Below are 22691 nucleotides of genomic sequence, written 5' to 3'. Positions count from 1 at the left end.
TGAAGTGTTGCGCAATTTGTTAACCATTCCCGGACTCTGTGGCTTGTTTCTGAGCACAGGAATTACCTGCCTTTTAACCTTGGAAGTATGGGGCAACGAGACCCAAAGCGCGGGTGTATTGGCTGAGCCTTATGTATTGCTGTCTGTGGGCTGGAGCCTGATTTTTATGGGTTGTGTGGTCGGCTTAGTATTCCTGTTACGCAATCGCTAAAGGTTTTTATAACGGTTAATATCCAGCACACCGGCTTCCAGCGGCCGGTGCTGTTTGTGCCATTGGTGGATGTTATCCAGTGTCTGCCAGAATAGCGGATGAGTGCGCCTGAGCCCCCATTGGCTGATCCACTTTTCAAATTCTGCCTCGTTACTGATGGCCTGCATTTGCTTAAGCCAACTGCCTAGCTGCGCTGCTGGCAAATCAAATATGAAATTGGGGTAGCTGCCAAGTAAGCCGGGGAAAATGGTCAGATTGTCTTTTTCCTCTTCATAACGCAAAGATTCTCCCAGCATAAAAGCCACATTGGAATGGGCGCGGTTGCGGATCAGACTATATAAGGTGTCTTTTTCACCATTACTAATTCTTAGCAGGGTCACATCGGGCAGCCAGCGCAGTGCCATCAAATTGTCAGCGGTTTGGGTGGAAAGTCCGGCCAGCAGGTTGTCAGTTTGCTGCATCCAAGCGGCTTGCTCCTGGCGTGCACAAGGGCTATTTGTGCAACGATTTAACGGATCCTTTCGCATTGCATTTATGTCGTCAAAGTCAGCCAACAAACGTTGTGCCAGTTCCTGGTAGGGATCCTCACTTTGATAGAGCAAAGCCGTTGGCGTGGTATCGTCCAGCGGTGCGTAGCTGAATTTACGTTTTAATAAACCACTGCCCTGATACCAGGCCTGCATATAGTCAGCTCTGGATTTTGCCGGTAACAATCGCAGCAGATTCTGCTCAGAACCATTGCGAATCAGGTCAAAGTAAAGACGGGTCTGTAGCTGATGAGCCAGGTTACCGAATACATTAAAATTGACTACCAGCTCATAGTAAGTGCGTTCCAGCAGTGGATAGTCCATCCACCAGATTGTCTGAGGGATCTGACCAATTAAGCCCCGTTCTACCGAGGCGCTGTCGTGATGACGAAAGATACTCAGCAGCGCATTGGTATTGTTGCCATCCCCATGCCATATATGCGTCAGATCAGGTCCATCTGGATATTGCTGTTGGTAGGCTTGACTGCGCAACTGTGCGTATTGATTACGTTTTTCCCGATATTTTAACCAGTTGCTGCCGGCATCCAGCAAGTCATCGTCCTGTCCTGGCATGCCAAGCAACGGCATCACCTTGGCAGCATAGTCTGGATGCGTAATGAAAAGATCTTGTTGCGGGTGCTGGAACAGCGTCCAGAAATGGTCGCGTATCACATCTGTGGCTATCTGCCCGCGACAAACCGGGCCACGAATAAAAGTTCGTACAAAGTACTCAGCATTGTCCAGCATAAACTGATAGCGTGCCCTGGCGGGAATTGCGGCAAAGGTAACAAACGGATTGGCCCGCTCTGCATAGGTATAACCTGGCAGTTGCCCGGGTTGCCACTCACTGGCAAAAAACAGCTGGTCAATACGCGCTTGTGTGGCATCGTCAAAGCGCAAGGCTATATGGCGTTTATGTACCAGGGTTTCGTCGATAAGGCTTAATCTATAGTAAACCTGTTGTTGCGCATCGCCGTTAGGCTGTGCGGTTGTGATCGGTACTATGGGTTGCCCTGGCGGGGTTAGGGAACGTTGCAGACTAAAGTACTGGGTCTGTTCAGACTGATCAGCGAAATATAAATGGGCAAGAAACAAATGCTCGTAAAGCCAGCGTGCCACCAGTTGCCGGTTCGGCTCAGATTGATTCAGATAGGCTTCCCAGGAGGCAACATATTGCTGTTGCTGAGCGGTTAATGGCCTGTCCTGCCAATCGATAGTGGCCCCCTGGTTCAGCCATCCACTTAACGCGGCATATTCTGCGTCACTTAATGCCGTCATACCTAAAGGCATGCCTTCCCAAGGATGCGTTTGCGCATATTGGTCAAAACCGCTGTTGTCTATGCATTGGTTTTGTCGCTGTAATCCCAGATTAATATGCTCAGGCAGTTTCTGATTGGCCTTAAATGGATGTTGCTTACCCAGTGCCAGCATATTCTGCATTAAGGATTGACCATGCATGTCGGGCGTGAGTACCGAATAAAAACCCAGCTCCCGCCATTGCGCTTCTGTCTGGGCATCAATCCCTAAACGGGTAGGGGATTGCGCTTCTCTGCGGGTACCGTTGTAGACTTCCTGATGATGTGCACCGCGCAGCAAGGCTTGTGCAGATTCCAGCTTAAGTTGGCAGGGGGCGTCGAAACAGCCGTGACAGGTCAGGCAGCGCTTGTCTAATATGGGTTTAATATCTTGTGAGAAAGACAGTGGTTGTGGCGCTGGTGGTGGCAGCCTCTCGGGTATCGGCTCAACCGGGCGACTGCAGGCGGCTTGCATCAGTAACAGTAACCACAGACCCAGTCCCTTGGCTAACCTGCGGCGTTCAACCATTCAAGGGCCTGATGTTGTTCGGTAAAGTTTTTAAGGTTGAACCCTTGTTCCTTAGCGTATTCTTCAATTAAATCATGCTTGAACTCGGACAGTGTGACCAGTCTTGCCACCTGTAACTGCTGCAGTATTGGGCTGATATCCCTTAACACCTGAAACACCTTGCCACTGTCGTAATCCAACGCCAGCTCACGCACATCCAACAGCAATTTATAACAATTGGCTTCACGGCCGGCATCCAGGGCTTGCTGATACAGGGTGTGAATATCCTGTGGCTCGGCCAGACCACCGGTACTTACCCGGACGGCAAGAATATCCGGGTCATAGTGGCAATCATAGTAAAACGACCTGGTCATAGCGAAATCCACTGTCAGAACAAGGTTCAGTATCAAATAAGCGCGAGGCTATTACCAGTGAAAATTGCTTTTGACTTGCTCGAATTAAGTCCCCAGGATGATGGATAAAAATGGTCTTTGCCGGGAAACTCAGAGTGAAAAAACGTTGGTGGGCTTTAGCAATATTGACCGTGGCGGTGGTGGCGTCACCAATCTGGCTGGGGTTTGGTCTGTGGCGGATCGCCGACGCCTTGCAGGTGTCCGCCAGTATGGGGGCGAAACTCGGTTGTTCAGGGCACTTTATCAGCGGTCAGGATAATCAGCAGATTCTGCAAGATTTGGCTTCTTATTCACCGGCTAACAGTTTGCTTGAATTACATTATTCATCCAGCAACGTCGCTGCCAATCTGCTTGGCATCCGCCAGGCCAGCGCAACCTACAGACCGGGACTGGGCTGTACGCTGGATATTGGGGATACCCAGCCACTCGATCGCTTGCAGTTGTCTTCCGCTAAGGCAGACCTTTCTCCCGGGTTGCCCCAGCAAATAAGTGCCAGTTGGCAAAGCAAGCTGGATGACCTGTTAGCGGCTGACAATGCAAAAGGCCTGGACAGCCGGGCGTTACTGCTGGTTAAAGACGGTAAATTGGTGGCCGAGTCATATGCCACAGGATATAACGCCTATACACCGCTACTGGGTTGGTCGATGGCTAAAAGCGTCACGGCCATAATGCAAGGGCGCATGCAGCAGCTTGGCCTGGTCAATGAAAATAATATGTCGCTGTTTGATGAATGGCGGTCTGACCGGCGCGCCAGTATCCGCCTCAGCCAACTATTGCAGATGACCAGCGGCTTGGATTTTGATGAAACCTATGCACCAGGAACTGATGCGGCCAATATGTTGTTTATTGCCCATGATGCCTCAGCCCTGCCTTTGCACAGTGATATTGCCTATGAGCCAGGCCGTCATTTTGCCTATTCGTCTGGCACCACGAATGTGATTATGCGCTATCTGAATCAGCAGTTAGGCGGCAACCAGGCGGCATTGGATTTCTTGCATCAGGAATTGGTCCAGCCGCTTGGCTTGTCACACTTTTATCTGGAAACCGACCCCAGTGGCGTGTTTGTCGGCAGCTCTTATTTGTATGCCTCTGGCAGAGACTGGGCCAGCCTTGGTCAATTGTTGCTGAATAACGGCAACTGGCAGGGCCAGCAATTATTGAACAAAGAATGGCTGTTCAGGGCAACCCAGCCTAATTCCAGTGAAAATGATGACAGGTATGGCTATCAGTTGTGGTTGAATGCTGGCAGAAACAAAGCGGAAGACGCGCGGCGCTGGCCACAATTGCCAGCGGATGCCTATGCGATGCTGGGCAATCGTAAGCAGGTGGTCATGGTGATCCCCAGTTGGAACCTGGTGTTTGTGCGTCTTGGATGGAGTAAAAGTGACTACCCCACAGCTGAGAACATCAGCGCTTTAATGCATTGACCTCAGGTTCACAGATGGTGCCTTAGTTCTTTCGCACTGACGAAACATAAGGAATGTTGGTGCTGGGTAAATCGGGGCGCCATAGCTGCACTTTATTTCTGCCGCTGGCTTTGGCGTGATACAGCGCCTGATCAGCCAGCACCAAAGTCCTGTGGTAATTGTCCGGATCGTCGCATTGTTTAATACCCACACTCAGTGTCACTTTGACACCGCTGGCAATATGGCTCATGTCGGCACTGGCCACTTGTTTGCGAATACGCTCGCAGATTTCCACGGCCGTGGTTTCATCCACATCTTTAATGATCAGTGAAAACTCTTCGCCACCCCATCGGGCCGCGTGATCGCCGGGGCGGGAATGCGCGGCAATGATTCGCCCCACTTCACGAATGACCTGATCGCCAACATCATGTGACCAGTTGTCGTTAACCAGTTTGAAATGGTCAATGTCCATAATCGCCACATAAGCCAGCACATTGCGATTGGCCTGGCTGCCCAGCGATTTTAAAAAACTGTCAAAGGAGCGGCGGTTCTCCAAGCCGGTAAGCTGGTCTTGCAGGGCCAGACGAGCAAAACGCTGGGCCTGTTCCTGCAATGCTTGGGTTTGTTCCTGAACTTGTTGCTTAAGCTTTTGCGACTGAACCCTGAGAAGATGTTCGCGGGTACGGATGAGTATCAGCAGCAGTACAATAACAAACACAAAAAACAGCAATATAACGTCCAGACGTTGCCAGAACGCCGGCTTGATACTGAATGCCTGACGCAAGCTGCCAACCCCCATTTCTGCATCTGAAGCCGGGTAAGAGGCCTGAGCCTCAAAGATATAATCCCCTGGTGGCAGGTTTGTATATTCGGCGGTGTTGTCGGTATCCCGGGATATCCAGTCCCGATCAAACCCCACCAGTCTGGTCTGGTACTGGATGGTTTGTGGCATAATGTAGCCAAGCGCGACAAACTCAAAGCGGATCCTGCTGGTTTGCGCTGGAAGTGGACTCAGCAGGTTATGGGTAAATGTCTTGCCGTCCACCGAGATGGCCTCCATTTGCATCGGTAAGCTGGCGGTAGTCAGTTTGCTGATACCCTCAGGCCGGGTACGCACCACCCCTTTGGCCGTGGCTACCCAGATATTGCCCTGCTGGTCTTTGGCGATGGCCGGACTGGATGTGCCATTGGCCTGAAAGCTTTGCATACCGTCGCCATCGGCAAACACCCGGTAGCGAACTTTGTCTGACTCGTGGTCTGCCGCCTGGTGGGCGGCGTTATAGGGAATTCTGACCATACCCAGATTGGAGGTTAACCAGAAAAAACCCTGATTGTCTTCGGTGACCTGCCAGAACTTGTTGATAGGTAAGCCCTGCTGCCTGCCAATCAGACGGGTCTGACCGTCGGTATATCGATACCGAATCAAACCCCGGTCGGTGGCCAGCCACATATGTTGCCCGTCCTTATCTGCATGAAAGCCATACACAGAACGGGTCTCATCCAGATTCGCCAGTTCCAGGCTGACGACCTTATGTTGATGAATAATTTGTGCCCCCATTTCTGAACCAATCCAGATGCCACCGCGGGGGTCTTGCGCTATGGCCATGATATAGTCGTCCGTCAGCCCGTTACTTTTATCGAAGCTCTGTATGCCCTGGGCCGTCAGGTGATTTAATCCTCTGGTTGTGCCTATCCATAAGCTATTGTCAGAGGCAACCAACAATGAGCGGACATGGTTGGCTAACAGCCCATCGCGGGTATTCATCTGTGACAACTGGCCGTTTTGCTTATTCAGCATCAGCAAGCCATGACTATAGGTGCCGAGTAAAAAGTGCTGGTCATTTTCGGCCAGACTGAGTATCGAAGGGGTGTCGCCATTTGGCATAGGTATGTCGATGGTACTGACCTGGCCATTGTCAATTCTGGATAAGCCATTGCTGGTGCCAACCAGTATTGAACCTGATTCTGTTACCAGGACGGTTCGGGCGTAGTCGCCGACCAGGCCACTTTTACTGCTGATGGTGGTAAAGTTGGCTTTTCTGAGGCGCACCAATCCGCCGTTAGTCCCCACCCAGATGCTGCCCTCACGATCCTGATACAAGGCTTTGATGCGGCTGTCTGGTAAACCGTCGTTGACTCCTTTATGTTCAATCTGGCCATTGTGTAGCCGGTATAGACCGTCGTTCACTGTGCCGACCCACAACGCATTTTGGTTATCGGCCAAAATCTGACTCACGCCCCGGGAAAGGATATGCTGATAAAAAGGCACAAAATCCTGACCACTTTGACGAAATAAGCCCTGTTCAGAGGCGACCAGCAAGGCCCCCTGACTATCCTCTGTCAGGCCCACAACCGGAATATCAGGGATGGCCGTATGGACGTGAAAACTATTTCTATCCAGATAGGCCAGGCCGGCAGTAGTGCCAACCCAAATCCGGCTGTTATTGTCTTCAAACAAGGCTTTGATACTTTGCGAAGGCAGACCGGACGAACTGTCAAAATGCTGTAACTGGCCGTTCGCCGTTTGCCGGTACAAGCCCTGATTGTTAGTGGCAATCCAAAGTTCACCGGCATTATTTGTCAGCACTTGGTTGATGCGTACATCTAATTGTGGCATCGGGTGCCATTGATGGTTGGCATAGCGGGCAAAACTGCCTCTGGAACCTGCCGCCAGCAATTCCCCTTTGCTGTTTATCGCTAAGGTTCGTATGCCTGAATCACGTAAGTGGGTATCTGTTCCCCAGCCAAAATGGGTGAAACGTCTACCGTTGTAACGTACGACACCCTCCCAGGTGGCAAACCATAAGTAACCATCAGGGGTTTGTACTATGCTGTTGACACTGTTGTGAGGCAGGCCATCCTGGGTTGTCCAGGATTCGGCAAAGTAATCAGTCAGGGGCGTGGAAGAAGCCTGCAGCTTACTGATACAGCCAAATAAAATAATCAGTAACGTCAGCCGGGAACCAAAATACTTCAACAATATTCCTCCTTGGCTGGTTTGCTACCAGTCAGCCACAACTGGCTTTGCCACTACTATGGAAATAATTCTTGGCAAATCTGCAATATTTTCTGACCTGTTCAGTTTACGCGCTACCTGGCCATACGTCACCTTATGATAAAGCAGACAATTTTAATTACCGGGCACAACACATACCGAGTAGTTCTGGCATAATAAGTGACACGCTAATGTTCAGGACAACTGGACAAAATAGACCAGCAAGAGGACTTCATGACTCAATTGACCATCACCACGCCTGATGACTGGCACTTGCATTTTCGCGATGGCGACATGCTACGTGAAACTGTGCCTGCGACGGCCCGTTGTTTTCGCCGCGCCATTGTCATGCCTAATTTGGTACCGCCGGTAACGAATGCCCAGATGCTGACTGAATATCGCCAGCGTATTATTGACGCCAGGCCCGTAGGCAGCCTTTTTGAGCCCCTGATGACCTTATACCTGACCAACAGCACAACGGCAGCAGACATTCGTGCAGCCAAGGCCGCTGGCGCGGTGGCCGCAAAGTTGTATCCGGCAGGTGCGACTACCAACTCTGATGCGGCGGTGTCGGCTTTGGATGCGTTGTTTCCGATATTTGCTGAAATGGCCGAACAAAGTATGTTGCTGCTGGTGCATGGTGAAGTCACCGACAAGCATGTGGATATATTTGACCGGGAAAAGGAATTTATCGACCGCCATCTGCGCCGAATTGTTGAGTCATTCCCCCAGCTTAAAGTGGTGTTTGAGCATATTACCACAGCCGATGCTGCGCACTTTGTGCTGGAGGCGTCCGCACAAGTGGCGGCGACGATTACGCCTCAACATCTGATGCTGAATCGCAATGATATGTTGGTGGGGGGGATCAGACCGCATAATTATTGTCTGCCAGTGTTAAAACGCAGCACCCACCAGCAGGCCTTGCGGGATGTGGTCGCCTCCGGTTCAGCCAAATTCTTTTTAGGCACAGATTCAGCCCCTCACGAGAAACACCGTAAAGAATCTGCCTGTGGATGCGCAGGTTGTTACAGTGCCTGGAGTGCTATTGAACTGTATGCCCAGGTTTTTGAAGATCTGGGATGTCTGGATAAACTGGAAGGTTTTGCCAGCCACTATGGGGCAGATTTCTACGGCCTGGCGCGTAATACCGATGAAATCACGCTGGTACGTGAGCCCTGGCAAATTCCGGAGCAAATAGTGTTGCCAAATGGTAACCCTATTGTGCCGTTCCATGCAGGTCAGACCGTGAACTGGAAGTTGCAATTGACCCAGGAGTAAGGCATTGAAGCATGGATGGTTGCTGGCATTGTGCTCGTTGTGGGGCGCGTATACCCAGGCACAGGATGCCCCGTTAACGATATTAACGCATCAGGAGCCGCCCTTTGTGTACAGCAATGCTCAAGGGGACCTGGATGGTTATGCCGTGCAACTGGTCCGTGGTATTCAGAATGAAGCCAAAAGCCCCGCCCCTATTTTGTTACACCCCTGGGCGCGTATTTTTTATCGGGCCAGCACCGAGCCCAATCTGCTGGTTTTCTCGATGGTACGCAGTGCAGAACGGGAATCACAGTTTCACTGGATTACGCCTATCACCCGCAATATGCATGGCCTGTTTGCCAACGGCCCACTGCGAACCGATATCCATACCCTGAAGGATTTTGCCGCGTTACCGGCCATTGGTGTACAACGCGGCGACTTTCGTGAACAGATGATGCTTGAGGCCGGGCTTGAGAACATCGTGTCTTACACCACCTGGGCTCAGGCGGTAGGTGCACTGCTGAAAGGGCGTGTGAGTGCTTTGTTTTTTTCTTCGGCGGGAATCAATTATTACTGCATGCAACTGCAGCAAGACTGTCATTTCGTTGCCAATGTGTACCAGCATCAGATAGAAACAACCTATCTGGCCATGTCACGGCAGGGGACATCAGCAGAGCTGGTAGACCAATGGCGCAGTGCCGCCACCAGATACAAGCAGGGGCAAGCATTTACCATGCTGGCTGAGAATTGGGCAGCGCGGTACCGGCGAGACTATGGCTTTCCATTGCATCTGCACAACGGCACCCTGAACTTCTGGCCCGCCAAACAGATTGACCGTGAACCGCATTTGCCCTGAGCTGCGCCTCAGCGCTATTTGTCCAGCCGCGCAATGATGTCCTGAAGTTGCTGTTGCAGTGCGGCGACATCTTCTTTACTGGCAGGAGCGGATTCTGGGTGTCTACTGGCGTCTTCTTCATGCATTACCTGCATCGCATCGACAATAATACCGATAAACAGATTGAGTACCGCGAAGCTGGTAATAATGATAAAAGGCACAAAGAATAACCAGGACCAGGGAAACAATTCCATGGTTGGGCGTACGATTCCCATCGACCAGCTTTCCAGCGTCATCACCTGAAACAGGGTATAAGCCGAAGCGCCGATACTGCCGAACCATTCCTGCATATTGGCATCGGGATGAGTACCAAAGAGTTTCGTTACCAGCACGGCTGAAACATAAAAGATAATACCCAGCACGCCTACCACGGATGCCATACCAGGCAGTGAATGACCTAAAGCACCTATGACTCTGCGCATTTGCGGCACCACAGAAAATAAGCGCAGTACCCGTAGGATCCTGAAGGCTCGCAGCACCGCTAATGGGCCACTGGTGGGCAGCCATGACAGCAGCACAATAATCAGGTCAAACCAATTCCAGCCTCCGCGGAAAAATTGCTGTCGATAAGCAACCAGTTTAAGCAGTAATTCCAGGGTAAACACACACAGGATAACGGTATCTACCATATGTAAGGCGGCGATATTGGCCTGGCCAAAGGCTGTGGTTTCCAAACCCAGGGTAACGGCGTTAAACAGGATCAGGGCGACAATGCTGTTACTGAACCAGCGGCTTTCTACCAATTGGATAAGCCAAGAAGTGGATGCCGGTGTCGGAATTGTTTGTGACTGTGCTTGCATAGTGTTCCGTCTGTTGTAGCTGACACGAGGGGCTGTTTATTTCTGGCAACATCATAATCAAGAAATGAACAGCCCCTAAGTAAGGGCAATGCAATAATTTACAAGATGGTTTTCAATAATTATTACGCTTTTTAGCTGACCAATAAGGTAAACTTGTCGGTCTTTTTCTTCGTCCCGGATAAACTCAATGCGCACTGCCTTCTCAGCCCTGTCTTTACCCGTTGCCATGCAAGATAACCTGGTTGCCTTAGGGTATTCGCAGATGACCGAAATACAGGCCGCCAGCCTGCCAGTCATTCTGGCCGGGCAGGATGTTATTGCTCAGGCCAGCACGGGCAGTGGCAAAACCGTTGCATTCAGCATTGGTTTACTGAATCGCCTGACACCTGAACAAATAGCGACGCAGGCCCTGGTGTTGTGTCCGACCCGTGAACTGGCCGAACAGGTGTGTGGTGAAATCCGCAGACTGGCGCGCTTTCGGGACAATATCAAAGTACTGGCATTATATGGCGGCGTACCCATGGCTGCGCAGGTGAGTTCATTGCAACATCAGGCTCAGGTTGTGGTGGGCACGCCGGGCCGGGTATTAGACCATGTGCTGCGCGGTAATCTATCGCTGAGTCAGGTGAACACTCTGGTTCTGGATGAAGCCGATCGCATGCTGGATATGGGGTTTGCTGAAGACCTGGACAAACTGGTTCGTACCACGCCCAGCAGCAGGCAGACCTTGCTGTTTTCTGCCACTTACCCCACTGCTATCGAGCAGATTAGTCGCACCTTACAAAGACAGCCGCAACGCATTGTGGTTGAAGCCGTGCACAGTCAAAGTAAGATCCGCCAGTTCTTTTATGAAATAAGTGACGACAAGCGTTTGCATGGACTGCGTTGTTTGCTGACGCATTTTGAACCAGAGTCCTGCATGGTATTTTGTAATACCCGGGCAGAATGTCAGCAAGTAGCAGACGACCTGAATGAAAAAGGCTTTAGCGCTTTGGCGTTGCACGGCGATATGGAACAGCGTCAGCGCCAGGAAGTACTGTTGCAGTTTGCTCACCGCAGTCTGAATATTCTGGTGGCCACCGATGTGGCAGCTCGTGGTCTGGATATTAAGGATGTGGCTGTAGTGGTGAATTATCATCTGGCCAGCGATCCTGAAACCCATATTCATCGTATTGGCCGCACCGGCCGGGCTGACAGTCAGGGCCTGGCCCTAACCTTGTGTTCACCGCAGGAAGCATCAAGGGCTGCAGCCATAGAAGATCTGCAGCAGCAGGCCATTTCCTGGGCCGATATCAGCAAAGTGCGTTATAACGGTCGGGCCATTCGTGAACCTGCCTTCAGAACCCTGTGCATTGAAGGAGGCCGTAAAGACAAATTGCGGCCAGGGGATATTCTTGGCGCGTTAAGCAAAGATGGTGGGGTGGAAGGTGTGGATATTGGCCAAATTAGTTTATTGGATTCTCACAGCTATGTTGCGATAAAAGCCCGCAGTGTTAAGCGAGCACTTGCTTACTTACGTGAGGGTAAAATTAAAGGCCGGCGCTTTCGCGCTCGTAAGCTTTAACGATTTTTACTTTAGCCTTACGCAGCCCATATAGGGTTTTACACAGGCCCTTAAAAACTCTGCGCTCTGTGCGCCTCGGCGGTGAATGAAGATAGCTCGCAGAGCCGCTGAGTGCGCAAAGCAAGGTGCACAGTGGCAAAATCTACAATCACTTTGTGTTCTGTGCCTCTTTGGTTTTTATACTGTTGCGCAGATAGATTGTCACCACCGAGGCACGAAGAGCACGGAGGTTTCAGGGGATGCTCTTGGCTTTCAGGCGTGGAGAGAAGCCTGCAGAGTTTTGGCCCATCAACCCCTCTGTGTTCTCTGTGCCTCAGTGGTTTTAGATAAGGAATAAAATGTTTGCTATTTTTGAGCGGCTGGTAAAAGCCTTTCCCGAACAAGCACCTGTCAAGCCGCCAGGCACAATGCTGGCATTTTGTCTGTACTATTGCCGTGGTGCCAAACGGGTGATCATCAGTTTGTCCATCCTCAGCGCCCTGATTGCTATTCTGGAAGTCAGCTTGTTTGGTTACCTGGGCCAAATGGTGGACTGGTTTGCAACCCGGGACAGAGCCACCTTTTTGCAGCAGGAAAGCCAGAGCCTGCTGTTGATGAGCGTGGTAATTTTATTATTGCTGCCCGGTGCTGTGCTACTGCACTCACTGGTTCACCATCAGGGCTTGCTGGGTAACTTCCCGATGCGCATTCGTTGGCAGGCTCACCGCTATCTGCTTAGCCAGAGTCTGGGCTTCTTCCAGCATGAGTTTGCGGGTCGGGTGGCCACCAAAGTGATGCAGACGGCGCTGTCGGTGCGAGAGACGGTGCTCAAGCTGTTAGACCTGATGGTTTATGTCAGCGTCTATTTTATCAGTGCCTTTATAGTGGTGTTTGCGGTCGACTGGCGTCTGGCATTGCCACTGGGAATTTGGTTTCTGGTTTATGTGGGGATTCTAAGAGTATTGCTACCGCGTCTGGAGAAAATCTCCGAGCGCCAGGCTGACGCGCGTTCGGTAATGACAGGTCGAGTGGTGGACAGTTACACCAACATCACCACGGTCAAGCTGTTTGCTCATACCAGTCGGGAAACCCAGTACGCCAGAGACAGTATGGACACTTTCCTGACCACGGTGTATCCGCAAATGCGCCTGGTAACGGTATTAAACGCCTGTGTCTGGTTTAGTAATGCGCTACTGATTTTTTCCACCAGTGCGCTGGCCATCTACTTATGGTTACAGCAACTTGCCAGCCCCGGTGACATTGCCGTCGCAGTGAGTCTGGCACTACGTCTGAACGGGATGTCGCAATGGATAATGTGGGAAGTGGCTGGCTTGTTTGAAAATCTTGGCACCGTGCAGGATGGTATGAACACCCTGTCAAAACCCGTGGCGGTGCTGGATAGACCTGATGCGAAACCTCTGACAATCAAAGGTGGCGGCATAGAATTTCGTCAGGCCAGTTTTGCCTATGACAACCGCAACAAGGTGTTCGATGAATTAACGATTCAGATCAATCCCGGCGAAAAAGTCGGGCTGGTGGGCCGTTCTGGTGCCGGCAAGTCCACCCTGGTTAATCTGCTTTTGCGTTTTTATGATCTCAACTCAGGTAAGATTCTGATTGACGGGCAGGATATTCGCGATGTCAGTCAGGAGAGTCTGCGCGAACATATCAGCATGGTGACTCAGGATACTTCACTGCTGCATCGTTCGGTTCGTGAGAATATTCTGTACGGCCGCATGGATGCCAGCGAAGAGGATATGATCAAGGCTGCCAAACAAGCTGAAGCCCATGATTTTATTAAGAATCTTTCGGACTTACATGGCCGCACAGGCTACGATGTCCATGTGGGTGAACGAGGCGTGACCTTGTCCGGTGGGCAGCGTCAGCGCATTGCTATTGCTCGGGTGATGCTCAAGGATGCGCCCATTTTGATTTTGGATGAAGCCACCTCGGCACTGGATTCTGAAGTGGAAGTGGCGATTCAGGATTGTCTTAACAAGGTTATGCAAAGCAAAACCGTGCTGGCCATTGCCCACAGGCTATCCACTATCGCGGCTATGGACAGACTGCTGGTGTTGGATCAGGGCCGGGTGGTGGAATCCGGTACTCATGCAGAATTGCTGGCAAAGCAGGGTATCTATGCCAAGTTATGGGCGCATCAGACCGGCGGATTTCTTGGCTTAGACTAGGCTGGTCTGACGTGCTGTTCAATCTGCTGGCAGCACAGAGGCGCTTGGTTACAATGACGCAATCTAAAAACAGTACCGCGAGTATCAGGTTGGAATGGCAAATATGTTCAGGGCACATGGAAGTTTTTCGTTAGCGCTTGATGGGCGAGTTTTGTTGCTGCATGGTGAAGGCCCCGGCAATGCGGAGTTGATCGAAAGTTATCAGCAGGCTGTGCAGGAGTATCGTCAGGCTTTGTCGGGTCAGCCCTGGGGGAATCTCGTGGTGCTGCATGGTGAGTCCTTATTGACCCATGATGCGGTGCAGTTGATGAATATCTCTATTGGCCGTTCCAAAGCGAGCGGCATGGTGGCTGCGGCGGTGGTGCTGGCCGATGCCAATTATCCGGGCCTGGTGGAACAGTTATGGCGACAAATTTACCAGGGCGCAGAGATGCCACATGCTTTCTTTGCCGACCAGCAGTCTGCGCATCTGTGGCTGTTGGAACAAATTAAAAACGCATCCTCGGTAGTGACGGGGAATGGGGGGTGAGATGTTAAGAAAATACCTGTTTTTAGGTTGTATAGGCTTGTCAGCCTCTGTATTGGCGACGCCGGACAAGGTGGTTTTCTCCGCCGACAATTATCAGCAGCAGGTAAAAACGATTGCTTCTGATGCATTTGAGGGCCGGGCCCCTATGTCTGCAGGTGAAGAGAAAACCATTCAGTATCTTGTTCAGGAATTAAAAGCACTGGGAGTGCAGCCTGGCTATTTTGGTGACTTTGTGCAGAAAGTACCGATGGCGGGGATTGCCGCTTCCCAGGACATGCAGCTAAAAATGGGACCCTTGACCTTTAAGCCTGGCAAGGACTTTGTATCCCGCACCCAGCAAGTGGCGTCCCGTACTGAGCTTAAATCCTCTGCTGTGGTGTTTGTCGGCTATGGCATTGATGCCCCGGAGTATAGCTGGAATGACTATCAGGGGCTGGATGTTAAGGGCAAAACCCTGTTGATGCTGGTGAATGATCCCGGTTACGCAACTCAGGATCCTGAGGTGTTCCGCGGTAATGCTATGACCTATTACGGGCGCTGGACTTATAAATATGAAGAAGCCATTCGTCGCGGCGCAGCTGGCGTGTTTATTGTGCACGAAACTGGCGCGGCGGGTTACCCCTGGTCGGTTGTGGAGTCCGGTGCCACCGGCACAAAATTCACCCTGGTGGATGACAATGATAACGCCGGGGAGTTGGAGGCGATGGGCTGGATCCAAACCGACAGCACCCGTGCATTGTTCACCCAGCTAGGCCTGGATTTCGACGAATTGAAAGCGGCAGCTGCCCAGCCGGGTTTTAAAGCCGTGGACCTGGGCATTCATGCCGATCTGCAAACCCGCCACTGGCATCAGATGGGCGAAAGCCGCAATGTGATTGGCCTGATCCCTGGTACCAGCCGTGCCGACGAGTATGTGGTTTTGTCGGCTCATTGGGACGGGTTTGGCAAAAAGGTTGGTGTAAAAGGCGACAATATTTTCAATGCCGCGGTGGACAACGCCACCGGAGTGGCCGGTGTTCTGGAATTGGCCAGAATGCTTAAACAGCGCAAGCAACCACTGCAGCGTTCGGTGCTGCTGGCCTTCTTTACCGCTGAAGAGACCGGTTTACTGGGGGCGCAGGCCTTCGCTGCCCAGCCTCCCGTCCCCACCAAAAACATGGTGGCACTGATGAACATCGACAGCATGAATATGACGGGTGAGTCAGACTATGTCATTCAGTATGGCCAGGGACTGCAGGAACTGGAAGACTGGTTGGCTGACGCTGCAGTGGGGCAAAACCGCCATATCAAGCCGGATGCCAACCCACAAAACGGCTTGTTTTTTCGCTCCGATCATTTTGCGCTGGCCAAACAGGGGGTACCCGGACTGCTGTTTATGGATTTAGGTGACAGCGATCCTGACTATATTGCCAATCGTTATCATAAGCCCAGCGATGAATTTCTGGATAGCTGGCAATATGGCGGCGTGCGCCAGGATCTGGAGCTGATTTATACGCTGACCGAGAAACTGGGTAATTCTGATGCCTGGCCTGCCTGGAAAGTTGGCGCTGAGTTTAAGCCTGCGCGGGATGCCGATCTGGCCACCCGCTAATTGCACTATTGGTCAAGTCATCAAACGCCAGAGCTATCTGGCGTTACTTTCACTGCTCTGCCTTTTTCCTCTGCCAGACGAGACTGACAACCTGTGGTTACGACAACTTACAGTTTGATGGGCTGAAAGTTGTTGAGAAGATGTTAACAGGGGACTAACTTAACAGTTAAAGCCTGAAGTAACCCACCCCTTGTCGGGAGTCGCAATATGAAGCTGTATCGCCCAATCACACTGGTATGGATATGTATGGCCATGCTGGCTTGTACCAGTACGCCACAAACTACGCAGGTTAAATCGCCCCAGGGTTTGTTCATGGATGAGCAGTTCGCCGGTTTTGCACAGGTGGCGGTGGAATCGGAACAGGACGTCTTTGCCCTGGACGAAGAAATGCAGGAGTTTGCCGAGCAGTTTGTGGGCGGCTCCGGCGAAGCTAAATTGATGGCCAAGAAATTGTTACGCGCCATCTTCGGCCGCGCCAATATGAATCTACTGTACGACAACGAAGCCAATACTGTGGCCCGTGACACCTTTCATAACCGTTCTGCCAATTGTCTGTCCATGTCCATTATGACCTATGCTCTTGGCGAGCATGCCGGCATGCAAATTGAGTTTCAGGAGGTGGATGTGCCCGAATTCTGGACGCGCCGTGATGGCTACAGCTTGCTTAACGGCCATGTGAACCTGCGGATTTTACCCAGAATTTCCCCTAATACCGTGTATTTCGCCAGCCAAACCGTGCAGGTGGATTTTGATCCACAGTCCATGAGTGCTCATTTTCCTACCCGAACTATCGACAAACACCGGGTATTAGCCATGTTTTACAATAACAAGGCAGCTGATGCGCTGGTGCATAATCAACATTTGCAGGCGTATGCTTATTCAAGAGCGGCTCTGCAAGCTGATCCGAGCCTGGGTGAGGCCTGGGTCAATCTTGGCGTATTGTACCGTCAGAATAACCTGATGGCCGCGGCTGAAAAGAGCTATCAACGGGCTATCACAATCGAGAACAACCGCAGTGCCCTGGAAAACCTGGCGGTGCTATACAATATGACTGACCGTGAGGAGATGGCACAGGACATCTTCAACAAACTGGAGCGCCAGCGGGCCGATAATCCGTTTTATCACTTCTTATTGGGCGAACAGGAATACGATCTGGCTCATTGGTCTGATGCCATTAGCCACTATCGTCGTGCTATTGCCCTGAATCCCCAGCAACATGAATTTTACTTTGGTTTGGCCAAGAGCTACTACGAAATGGGCGATCTGGCCATGGCTGAACGTTATCTTAAGCTGGCCAAACGCCGCTCGATACACGATCAGGACGAACACCGCTATCAGAATAAGCTGAATTTGCTGACCAGGCTTTGATGAAGCATTTTAGTTCGCTATTGCTGATTTGGCTGATATGCCTGCCAGTTGCAGCAAATGAACAACTTTGGCAACACTTGCAGATACTTAGCAGTGACGCCATGGAAGGGCGTAAAACCGGCAGTAGCGGCGCAGAGCTGGCCCGTGATTATATAAAACAGGTGTTTAGGCAAAACCAACTGCAGGCATTTGCTGAAAACTATGAGATGCCATTTCGTCATGAATTCGCCATTGGCGAGCTTGTCGGGGTAAATATACTGGGGTGGTTGCCAGGAAAATCCAAGCCGCAGCAATATATCGTTGTCAGCGCGCACTATGATCATCTGGGCAAACAAGGTAAACGTATATTTAATGGCGCCGATGATAATGCATCAGGTGTGGCGGTTATGTTGTATCTTGCATCTGTTTTACACGCGCAGCGAACAGAGCATTCAGTCATTTTTCTGGCTACCGATGCAGAGGAAGCCGGACTCTATGGTGCGCAGGCTTTTGTTGCATCCCCTCCTGTTGCTTTGAGTGCGATTAAGTTAAATCTGAATCTGGATATGTTGGGTTATGGCGGGCGTCAGCAGCAACTTTATGTGGGGGGAACCAGGCATTATCCGCATTTGTTAAGTGCCGTGGAAAGGGCCATAGCGCAAGCGCCTGTAACGCTATCACTGGGGTTGGAAGGGCTGGCAAGAGGCTATAAGGGAAAAGGCTGGATTGATTATCGCCGGGCCAGTGATCATGCCGCTTTTGATCAACAGGGTATCGCTTTTTTATACCTGGGAGTCGGCGAACATCGTTTCTATCATACTGAGTACGATGAGATTGGCCGTATCGACCGCCGCTTTTTTACCAGAGCGGCCGAAACGGCATTAGTGCTGCTAAGGGAATCAGACCAATTGGGGATTAAAAATACGCCAGTTGGATCCCCAGACTGATACGTTGCTGGTGCCGGTTGTAGTCAATCAGTGAATCACCATAGCCGTTAAAGTATTGAAGTAGGATCTCATAGCGTTTAGTTAAGGGGTAACTGATGTTCAGCTCAATACTGCCTTTGTTGTCGCTGCTTTTCAGGTTATTGCGGATTTGCGTCATCAACTTGAAGTTACCCAGTTGGGTGCCGTAGCCAAATTCCATATGCCCCAAATAATGCGTAATGTCGGGGTTATCGTCGCCCGCCGGGTCCAGTGGATCGGTTTTTTCATCTTCCTTGATTCTGTACCAGGCCTTTAAAAAATAAAATGAATCCTCGTCGGAAAACAGCAGTGAACCGTACAAACGGTTCCAACTGCGCGAGCGTAACTGGTTTTGCCCGTTAGACTGATGCACCAGGCCAATCTGCGCCAGATTAAATCGATACCCCAGTAAACTCAGATCGGTTTGAAAGTTGTAGAAAACCTCTGGTTCATAGTTGGTTTCGCGAAAGGGTTTGGATATCTCACTGTTATAGACCTGCCACAGAGACATGGCGGTAAAACCGAAATACAAGCCTTCAATACCCAGATTTTCTTCCGGCAGATAGACCGGCATTTTGACGCTAATCTGGAACTTGGCCTCGGTGTGGTCAATATTGCCCTGAGTAAAACCATCAGAGCCTATTTGATTAGGATTTCGTTGGTAGCTAAAGGGTAACAGATAGTTCAGTTTATGTTGGGTGATGGCGTAAGGGTTCACCAGGGCGGCACTGTCAGAGACCAGTCTTTCGGTTACCAGCGTGCTTTTGGGCTCCTCTGCGACATTATCTTGCTCAGCAGCCTGTTGTGCACAAACTCCCCCATGAAAGAGCCCCACCAGCAGTAAATACCTGAGTTTCACAACGTTTTCCTTGGTTATTGATGTGCAGCATCAGTGTAACGCAGAAATGCCGGGCAAAGGAAAACTAGCTGACGACAGGCTCGCACCGCAGTGGTGCATTTTTGTGGGTGAGCACTTCAATGGTGCAATTTATCACCAGTTAACACCGAGTAAAAAGATTAACCTATTGATTAATAATGAATAAATCAAATGGCACGGCATTTGTTTATGTTCCTGTGTCGACACATAACAATTATCTCAGGAGCAACAAGATGAAATTAGTCAGTGCGATCATCAAGCCATTCAAGCTTGATGATGTTCGTGAGGCGATTTCCGAAATCGGCATTGACGGCTTGACCGTCACCGAAGTTAAAGGTTTCGGACGTCAAAAGGGGCACACCGAGCTGTATCGGGGCGCCGAATATCAGGTGGACTTTTTACCTAAGGTAAAACTGGATATTGCCGTGCAGGACGATCATGTAGATCGCTTGGTTGAGGCCATTGTGAGCGCCGCCAAAACCGGAAAAATCGGTGATGGCAAGGTGTTTGTCTTTGATTTGGAACACGCAGTCAGGATCCGTACCGGTGAGACTGACAACGACGCCATCTAACCGCAGCAGGAGACAATAACGTGGAACAATCATTTCACCTTCAGTACGCACTCGACACTTTCTACTTTCTGATTTGCGGCGCCTTGGTTATGTGGATGGCGGCGGGCTTTGCCATGCTGGAAGCCGGCTTGGTCAGAGCTAAAAATACCACCGAAATACTAACCAAAAACGTCGCTTTATATGCTATTGCCTGCATTATGTACATGGTCTGTGGCTACGCCATTATGTACGATGGCGGAGTTTTCCTGGCTGGTATTGGTAATGTGGATGTCAGCGCCACCTTGGGCGAGTTTGCCGGCCGTGAAGATGGCTTTGAAGGCGGGGCAATCTATTCCAAAGCATCGGACTTTTTCTTTCAGGTGGTTTTTGTCGCTACGGCCATGAGTATTGTCTCCGGCGCAGTGGCTGAACGTATGAAGCTTTGGGCTTTCCTGCTGTTTGCAGTGGCAATGACCGGCTTTATTTATCCTATGGAAGGCAGTTGGACCTGGGGCGGACAAGCCGTATTCGGCATGTATGTGCTGGGTGATATGGGCTTCTCTGATTTTGCCGGCTCAGGTATTGTCCACTTGGCTGGAGCGGCTGCAGCACTTGCCGGTGTGTTACTGCTGGGGGCCCGTAAAGGCAAATACACCAAAGACGGTAAAATTAATGCCATCCCTGGCTCTAACCTGCCCCTGGCGACCTTAGGTACCTTTATATTGTGGATGGGCTGGTTTGGTTTTAACGGTGGTTCGGTGTTAAAGCTGGGCGATATCACCAATGCCAACGCCGTTGCAATGGTATTTCTGAACACCAATGCCGCCGCCGCTGCAGGTGCAGTCGCAGCACTGATACTGGCTAAGATCCTATTTAAAAAGGCCGATCTGACGATGGCACTAAACGGTGCACTGGCCGGATTGGTCGCCATTACTGCTGAACCTTCCACACCTACTGCGTTACAAGCCAGTATCTTTGGCGCCATTGGCGGTGTGATAGTCGTGCTGTCGATTATCGGTCTGGATAAACTGAAAATCGATGATCCAGTTGGTGCCATTTCCGTACATGGTACTGTAGGTCTGTTTGGTTTGTTGATTGTGCCTCTGACCAATGACGGCTCGACATTCAGTGGCCAGATTATGGGGGCTGTAACCATCTTTGTTTGGGTATTCGGTGCCAGTCTGGTGGTTTGGGGTGTGCTTAAGGCCGTGATGGGCATTCGCGTCAGTGAGGAAGACGAATACCAGGGGCTGGATATGGTGGATTGTGGCTTGGAAGCTTATCCCGATTTCACCGGTTCGCGTAAGTAATTCAATTTATGCTGGTGTAATTAAAACAAGTATAAACGCCGGCATTCCCGGGTTCCTGATAAAGGAACAACGCCAGTAATACTGGTGAGCTTTTCCACTGTGTCCTTTTGCCCCGGCTCTGCCGGGGCTTTTTATATCCAGGGATGGATGGTATGCCGACGTTGCAGGAGCATTCGTCGGCGATATCCAGGGATGGATGGTATGCCGGTGTGGTAGGGAACAGTCACCGGCGATATCCAGGGATGGATGGGCAGAAAACTATAAGCTACCTCCCTGTAGCTTACCTGCATAGCAGGCCAGCTAAAGCTGTTCTATAGCCTTCCATACGCTATAGTGCTCCTGAACTTTCTGCGCTTCGGCCTTCCTTGGTGGTGTGCCGTAACTGTCCACCTGCGCATTCTGGCGTATAATAACAATTTGATTTTCAATAAGTTGTAAAGCAATAATCCAATTGCCGATAAATTTGGCAACTTTCTGAGAAAGGCGTTGCAAAGGGGACATCAGATTCCCGGCCTTTGTCTGTTCGGGGAATACAAGAGGAACCACATGTCGCAGCCGCAAAAGGGGATCTGTGCAGAGCCTAATCTGCATGCCTTATATCTGCTGTTTAACGTAACAGACGATGACACTCAAATGATTCGTAGCAAACTGGCCAAAATGTTGGATATCTTCGAACATTACGACGAAGAGCACTACGAGGCCATGGTGTCGGGAATGGTGGCGATAGGCAGTAATTACTGGAGCGATCTTTATCCCGGATTGAGCCCGCGTGAACTAACGCCCTTCCCGGATTTAACTTGTGACGACCGTCACGCTCCCGTGGTGCCTTGCGACCTTTTTATCCAAATACGCGCAGATCGCGCTGATATCTGTCATGCCATTGGCGTGGAGGTCTATGAGCTATTGAAGGAACAGGCCGAGTTGGTGGAACAAACTAAAGGGTTTCGTTATCTGGATGGACGTGACCTGACCGGCTTTGTTGATGGTAGTACCAATCCCAAAGGCATGAAAAAACTCGCCGTTGCCATTGTAGGGGATGAAGACAGTGACTTTGCCGGTGGCAGTTATGTGCATGTGCAGCGCTACCGACATGACCTGGACCGATGGAACCGGGTGAGTATTGCCCAGCAGGAAGTCATCATGGGGCGTACCAGGGAAGATGACGTGGAGTTTCCTTTGGAAGACCGGGTTGCTTACAGCCACAGCACTCGCACCAACTTAGTGGATACGTCGGGCCGACCCATTGAGATATTGCGTCAAAGCATGCCTTATGGCGATATGCAGAATCAGGGGCTGTTCTTTGTTTCCTGCTGCAAAAGCCCGAAACCTTTTATGCAAATTCAGCACAGCCGCATTTTTGGCGACCGTCAGGGCAATTATGATCGATTGCTGGATTACAGTGTACCTGAAACTGGTGCCGCATTTTTTGCCCCCTCAATTCAGTTTCTTAAACGCCAGGCATAGGTGTTGAGTTTGCACAAA

General features: G+C 50.8%; 19 protein-coding genes. 13 read left to right on the top strand and 6 right to left on the bottom strand.

The window, feature by feature from the left end:
- Positions 1–4 precede the first annotated feature (4 nt).
- Entirely contained in the window at positions 5–211 is a 207-nt protein-coding gene (locus ABD028_RS14340) for a DUF3955 domain-containing protein (RefSeq protein ID WP_172449374.1), read from the top strand.
- Here ABD028_RS14340 and ABD028_RS14335 read toward each other — a convergent pair.
- Both ABD028_RS14335 and ABD028_RS14330 read right to left on the bottom strand, forming a co-directional pair.
- Positions 208–2562 carry a fatty acid cis/trans isomerase gene (locus tag ABD028_RS14335; RefSeq protein WP_343845796.1) on the bottom strand — a complete coding sequence of 785 codons (2355 nt, stop codon included), beginning with the start codon at positions 2560–2562 and terminating at the stop codon, positions 208–210. The two genes, ABD028_RS14340 and ABD028_RS14335, sit on opposite strands and share 4 nt — an antisense overlap.
- Positions 2541–2915, bottom strand: coding sequence for a hypothetical protein (locus ABD028_RS14330; protein ID WP_102797111.1), 375 nt, complete (start codon positions 2913–2915; stop codon positions 2541–2543). Before ABD028_RS14330 ends, ABD028_RS14335 begins: the two co-directional genes overlap by 22 nt.
- Positions 2916–3049: 134 nt before the next feature.
- On the opposite strand from ABD028_RS14330, the gene ABD028_RS14325 reads away from it, so the two are divergent.
- Positions 3050–4381, top strand: a complete 1332-nt coding sequence (locus ABD028_RS14325) for a serine hydrolase domain-containing protein (protein ID WP_343845794.1) — start codon at positions 3050–3052, stop codon at positions 4379–4381.
- A gap of 22 nt (positions 4382–4403) precedes the next feature.
- Here the strand turns inward: ABD028_RS14325 and ABD028_RS14320 are convergent, their stop codons facing one another.
- Positions 4404–7340 carry a two-component regulator propeller domain-containing protein gene (locus tag ABD028_RS14320; RefSeq protein ID WP_343845793.1) on the bottom strand — a complete coding sequence of 979 codons (2937 nt, stop codon included), beginning with the start codon at positions 7338–7340 and terminating at the stop codon, positions 4404–4406.
- Between the two features lie 249 nt (positions 7341–7589).
- Between ABD028_RS14320 and pyrC the strand changes: the two genes are divergently transcribed.
- Both pyrC and ABD028_RS14310 read left to right on the top strand, forming a co-directional pair.
- A complete protein-coding gene (gene pyrC, locus ABD028_RS14315) occupies positions 7590–8633 on the top strand; it encodes a dihydroorotase (protein ID WP_343845792.1) in 1044 nt (347 codons plus the stop codon).
- A 4-nt stretch (positions 8634–8637) separates the two neighbouring features.
- A complete protein-coding gene (locus ABD028_RS14310) occupies positions 8638–9468 on the top strand; it encodes a substrate-binding periplasmic protein (protein ID WP_343845790.1) in 831 nt (276 codons plus the stop codon).
- A gap of 14 nt (positions 9469–9482) precedes the next feature.
- On the opposite strand, the gene ABD028_RS14305 is transcribed toward ABD028_RS14310, so the two are convergent.
- Complete coding sequence (locus ABD028_RS14305) at positions 9483–10307, bottom strand: ion transporter (protein WP_343845788.1); 825 nt, start codon at positions 10305–10307, stop codon at positions 9483–9485.
- A 187-nt stretch (positions 10308–10494) separates the two neighbouring features.
- Between ABD028_RS14305 and dbpA the strand changes: the two genes are divergently transcribed.
- From dbpA to ABD028_RS14275, 6 genes are all read left to right on the top strand, one after another.
- On the top strand, positions 10495–11871 hold the full coding sequence (gene dbpA / locus ABD028_RS14300) for an ATP-dependent RNA helicase DbpA (protein ID WP_343845786.1): 1377 nt from the start codon (positions 10495–10497) through the stop codon (positions 11869–11871).
- A gap of 338 nt (positions 11872–12209) precedes the next feature.
- Positions 12210–14039, top strand: a complete 1830-nt coding sequence (locus tag ABD028_RS14295; protein ID WP_343845784.1) for an ABC transporter ATP-binding protein — start codon at positions 12210–12212, stop codon at positions 14037–14039.
- A 103-nt stretch (positions 14040–14142) separates the two neighbouring features.
- Positions 14143–14568: a hypothetical protein gene (locus tag ABD028_RS14290; protein WP_343845782.1), complete on the top strand. Its 426-nt coding sequence runs from the start codon at positions 14143–14145 to the stop codon at positions 14566–14568.
- Between the two features lies 1 nt (position 14569).
- The gene (locus ABD028_RS14285; protein WP_343845780.1) at positions 14570–16159 is read left to right on the top strand and encodes a M28 family metallopeptidase; all 1590 of its coding nucleotides are present in this window, start codon (positions 14570–14572) and stop codon (positions 16157–16159) included.
- A 207-nt stretch (positions 16160–16366) separates the two neighbouring features.
- Entirely contained in the window at positions 16367–17527 is a 1161-nt protein-coding gene (locus ABD028_RS14280; RefSeq protein WP_102797101.1) for a tetratricopeptide repeat protein, read from the top strand.
- The gene (locus ABD028_RS14275; protein ID WP_343845777.1) at positions 17527–18453 is read left to right on the top strand and encodes a M28 family peptidase; all 927 of its coding nucleotides are present in this window, start codon (positions 17527–17529) and stop codon (positions 18451–18453) included. The genes ABD028_RS14280 and ABD028_RS14275 overlap by 1 nt, the downstream gene beginning before the upstream one ends.
- On the opposite strand, the gene ABD028_RS14270 is transcribed toward ABD028_RS14275, so the two are convergent.
- Entirely contained in the window at positions 18422–19330 is a 909-nt protein-coding gene (locus ABD028_RS14270) for a phospholipase A (RefSeq protein WP_245921649.1), read from the bottom strand. The two genes, ABD028_RS14275 and ABD028_RS14270, sit on opposite strands and share 32 nt — an antisense overlap.
- A gap of 251 nt (positions 19331–19581) precedes the next feature.
- Here ABD028_RS14270 and glnK point away from each other — a divergent pair, with 251 nt between their 5' ends.
- Both glnK and ABD028_RS14260 read left to right on the top strand, forming a co-directional pair.
- Complete coding sequence (glnK, locus tag ABD028_RS14265) at positions 19582–19920, top strand: P-II family nitrogen regulator (protein WP_102797098.1); 339 nt, start codon at positions 19582–19584, stop codon at positions 19918–19920.
- A 20-nt stretch (positions 19921–19940) separates the two neighbouring features.
- Positions 19941–21209 carry an ammonium transporter gene (locus ABD028_RS14260; RefSeq protein ID WP_343845775.1) on the top strand — a complete coding sequence of 423 codons (1269 nt, stop codon included), beginning with the start codon at positions 19941–19943 and terminating at the stop codon, positions 21207–21209.
- Positions 21210–21509: 300 nt separating this feature from the next.
- On the opposite strand, the gene ABD028_RS14255 is transcribed toward ABD028_RS14260, so the two are convergent.
- On the bottom strand, positions 21510–21710 hold the full coding sequence (locus tag ABD028_RS14255) for a hypothetical protein (RefSeq protein ID WP_343845773.1): 201 nt from the start codon (positions 21708–21710) through the stop codon (positions 21510–21512).
- A gap of 45 nt (positions 21711–21755) precedes the next feature.
- On the opposite strand from ABD028_RS14255, the gene ABD028_RS14250 reads away from it, so the two are divergent.
- Positions 21756–22673 carry a Dyp-type peroxidase gene (locus ABD028_RS14250; protein WP_343845771.1) on the top strand — a complete coding sequence of 306 codons (918 nt, stop codon included), beginning with the start codon at positions 21756–21758 and terminating at the stop codon, positions 22671–22673.
- Positions 22674–22691 lie beyond the last annotated feature (18 nt).

The sequence above is a fragment of the Bowmanella denitrificans genome (genome assembly GCF_039522935.1).
Lineage (GTDB): Bacteria > Pseudomonadota > Gammaproteobacteria > Enterobacterales > Alteromonadaceae > Bowmanella > Bowmanella denitrificans.
This window is presented reverse-complemented; position numbering and strand designations above follow the sequence as displayed.

Bases quoted from the DNA above. Each gene is read 5' to 3' on its own strand.
- ABD028_RS14295 (WP_343845784.1), top strand. From the start codon at position 12,210: ATGTTTGCTATTTTTGAGCGGCTGGTAAAAGCCTTTCCCGAACAAGCA.
- pyrC (WP_343845792.1), top strand. From the start codon at position 7,590: ATGACTCAATTGACCATCACCACGCCTGATGACTGGCACTTGCATTTT.
- ABD028_RS14330 (WP_102797111.1), bottom strand. From the start codon at position 2,915: ATGACCAGGTCGTTTTACTATGATTGCCACTATGACCCGGATATTCTT.
- ABD028_RS14335 (WP_343845796.1), bottom strand. From the start codon at position 2,562: ATGGTTGAACGCCGCAGGTTAGCCAAGGGACTGGGTCTGTGGTTACTG.
- ABD028_RS14290 (WP_343845782.1), top strand. From the start codon at position 14,143: ATGTTCAGGGCACATGGAAGTTTTTCGTTAGCGCTTGATGGGCGAGTT.
- ABD028_RS14250 (WP_343845771.1), top strand. From the start codon at position 21,756: ATGTCGCAGCCGCAAAAGGGGATCTGTGCAGAGCCTAATCTGCATGCC.
- dbpA (WP_343845786.1), top strand. From the start codon at position 10,495: ATGCGCACTGCCTTCTCAGCCCTGTCTTTACCCGTTGCCATGCAAGAT.
- ABD028_RS14285 (WP_343845780.1), top strand. From the start codon at position 14,570: ATGTTAAGAAAATACCTGTTTTTAGGTTGTATAGGCTTGTCAGCCTCT.
- glnK (WP_102797098.1), top strand. From the start codon at position 19,582: ATGAAATTAGTCAGTGCGATCATCAAGCCATTCAAGCTTGATGATGTT.
- ABD028_RS14305 (WP_343845788.1), bottom strand. From the start codon at position 10,307: ATGCAAGCACAGTCACAAACAATTCCGACACCGGCATCCACTTCTTGG.
- ABD028_RS14280 (WP_102797101.1), top strand. From the start codon at position 16,367: ATGAAGCTGTATCGCCCAATCACACTGGTATGGATATGTATGGCCATG.
- ABD028_RS14255 (WP_343845773.1), bottom strand. From the start codon at position 21,710: ATGTCCCCTTTGCAACGCCTTTCTCAGAAAGTTGCCAAATTTATCGGC.
- ABD028_RS14275 (WP_343845777.1), top strand. From the start codon at position 17,527: ATGAAGCATTTTAGTTCGCTATTGCTGATTTGGCTGATATGCCTGCCA.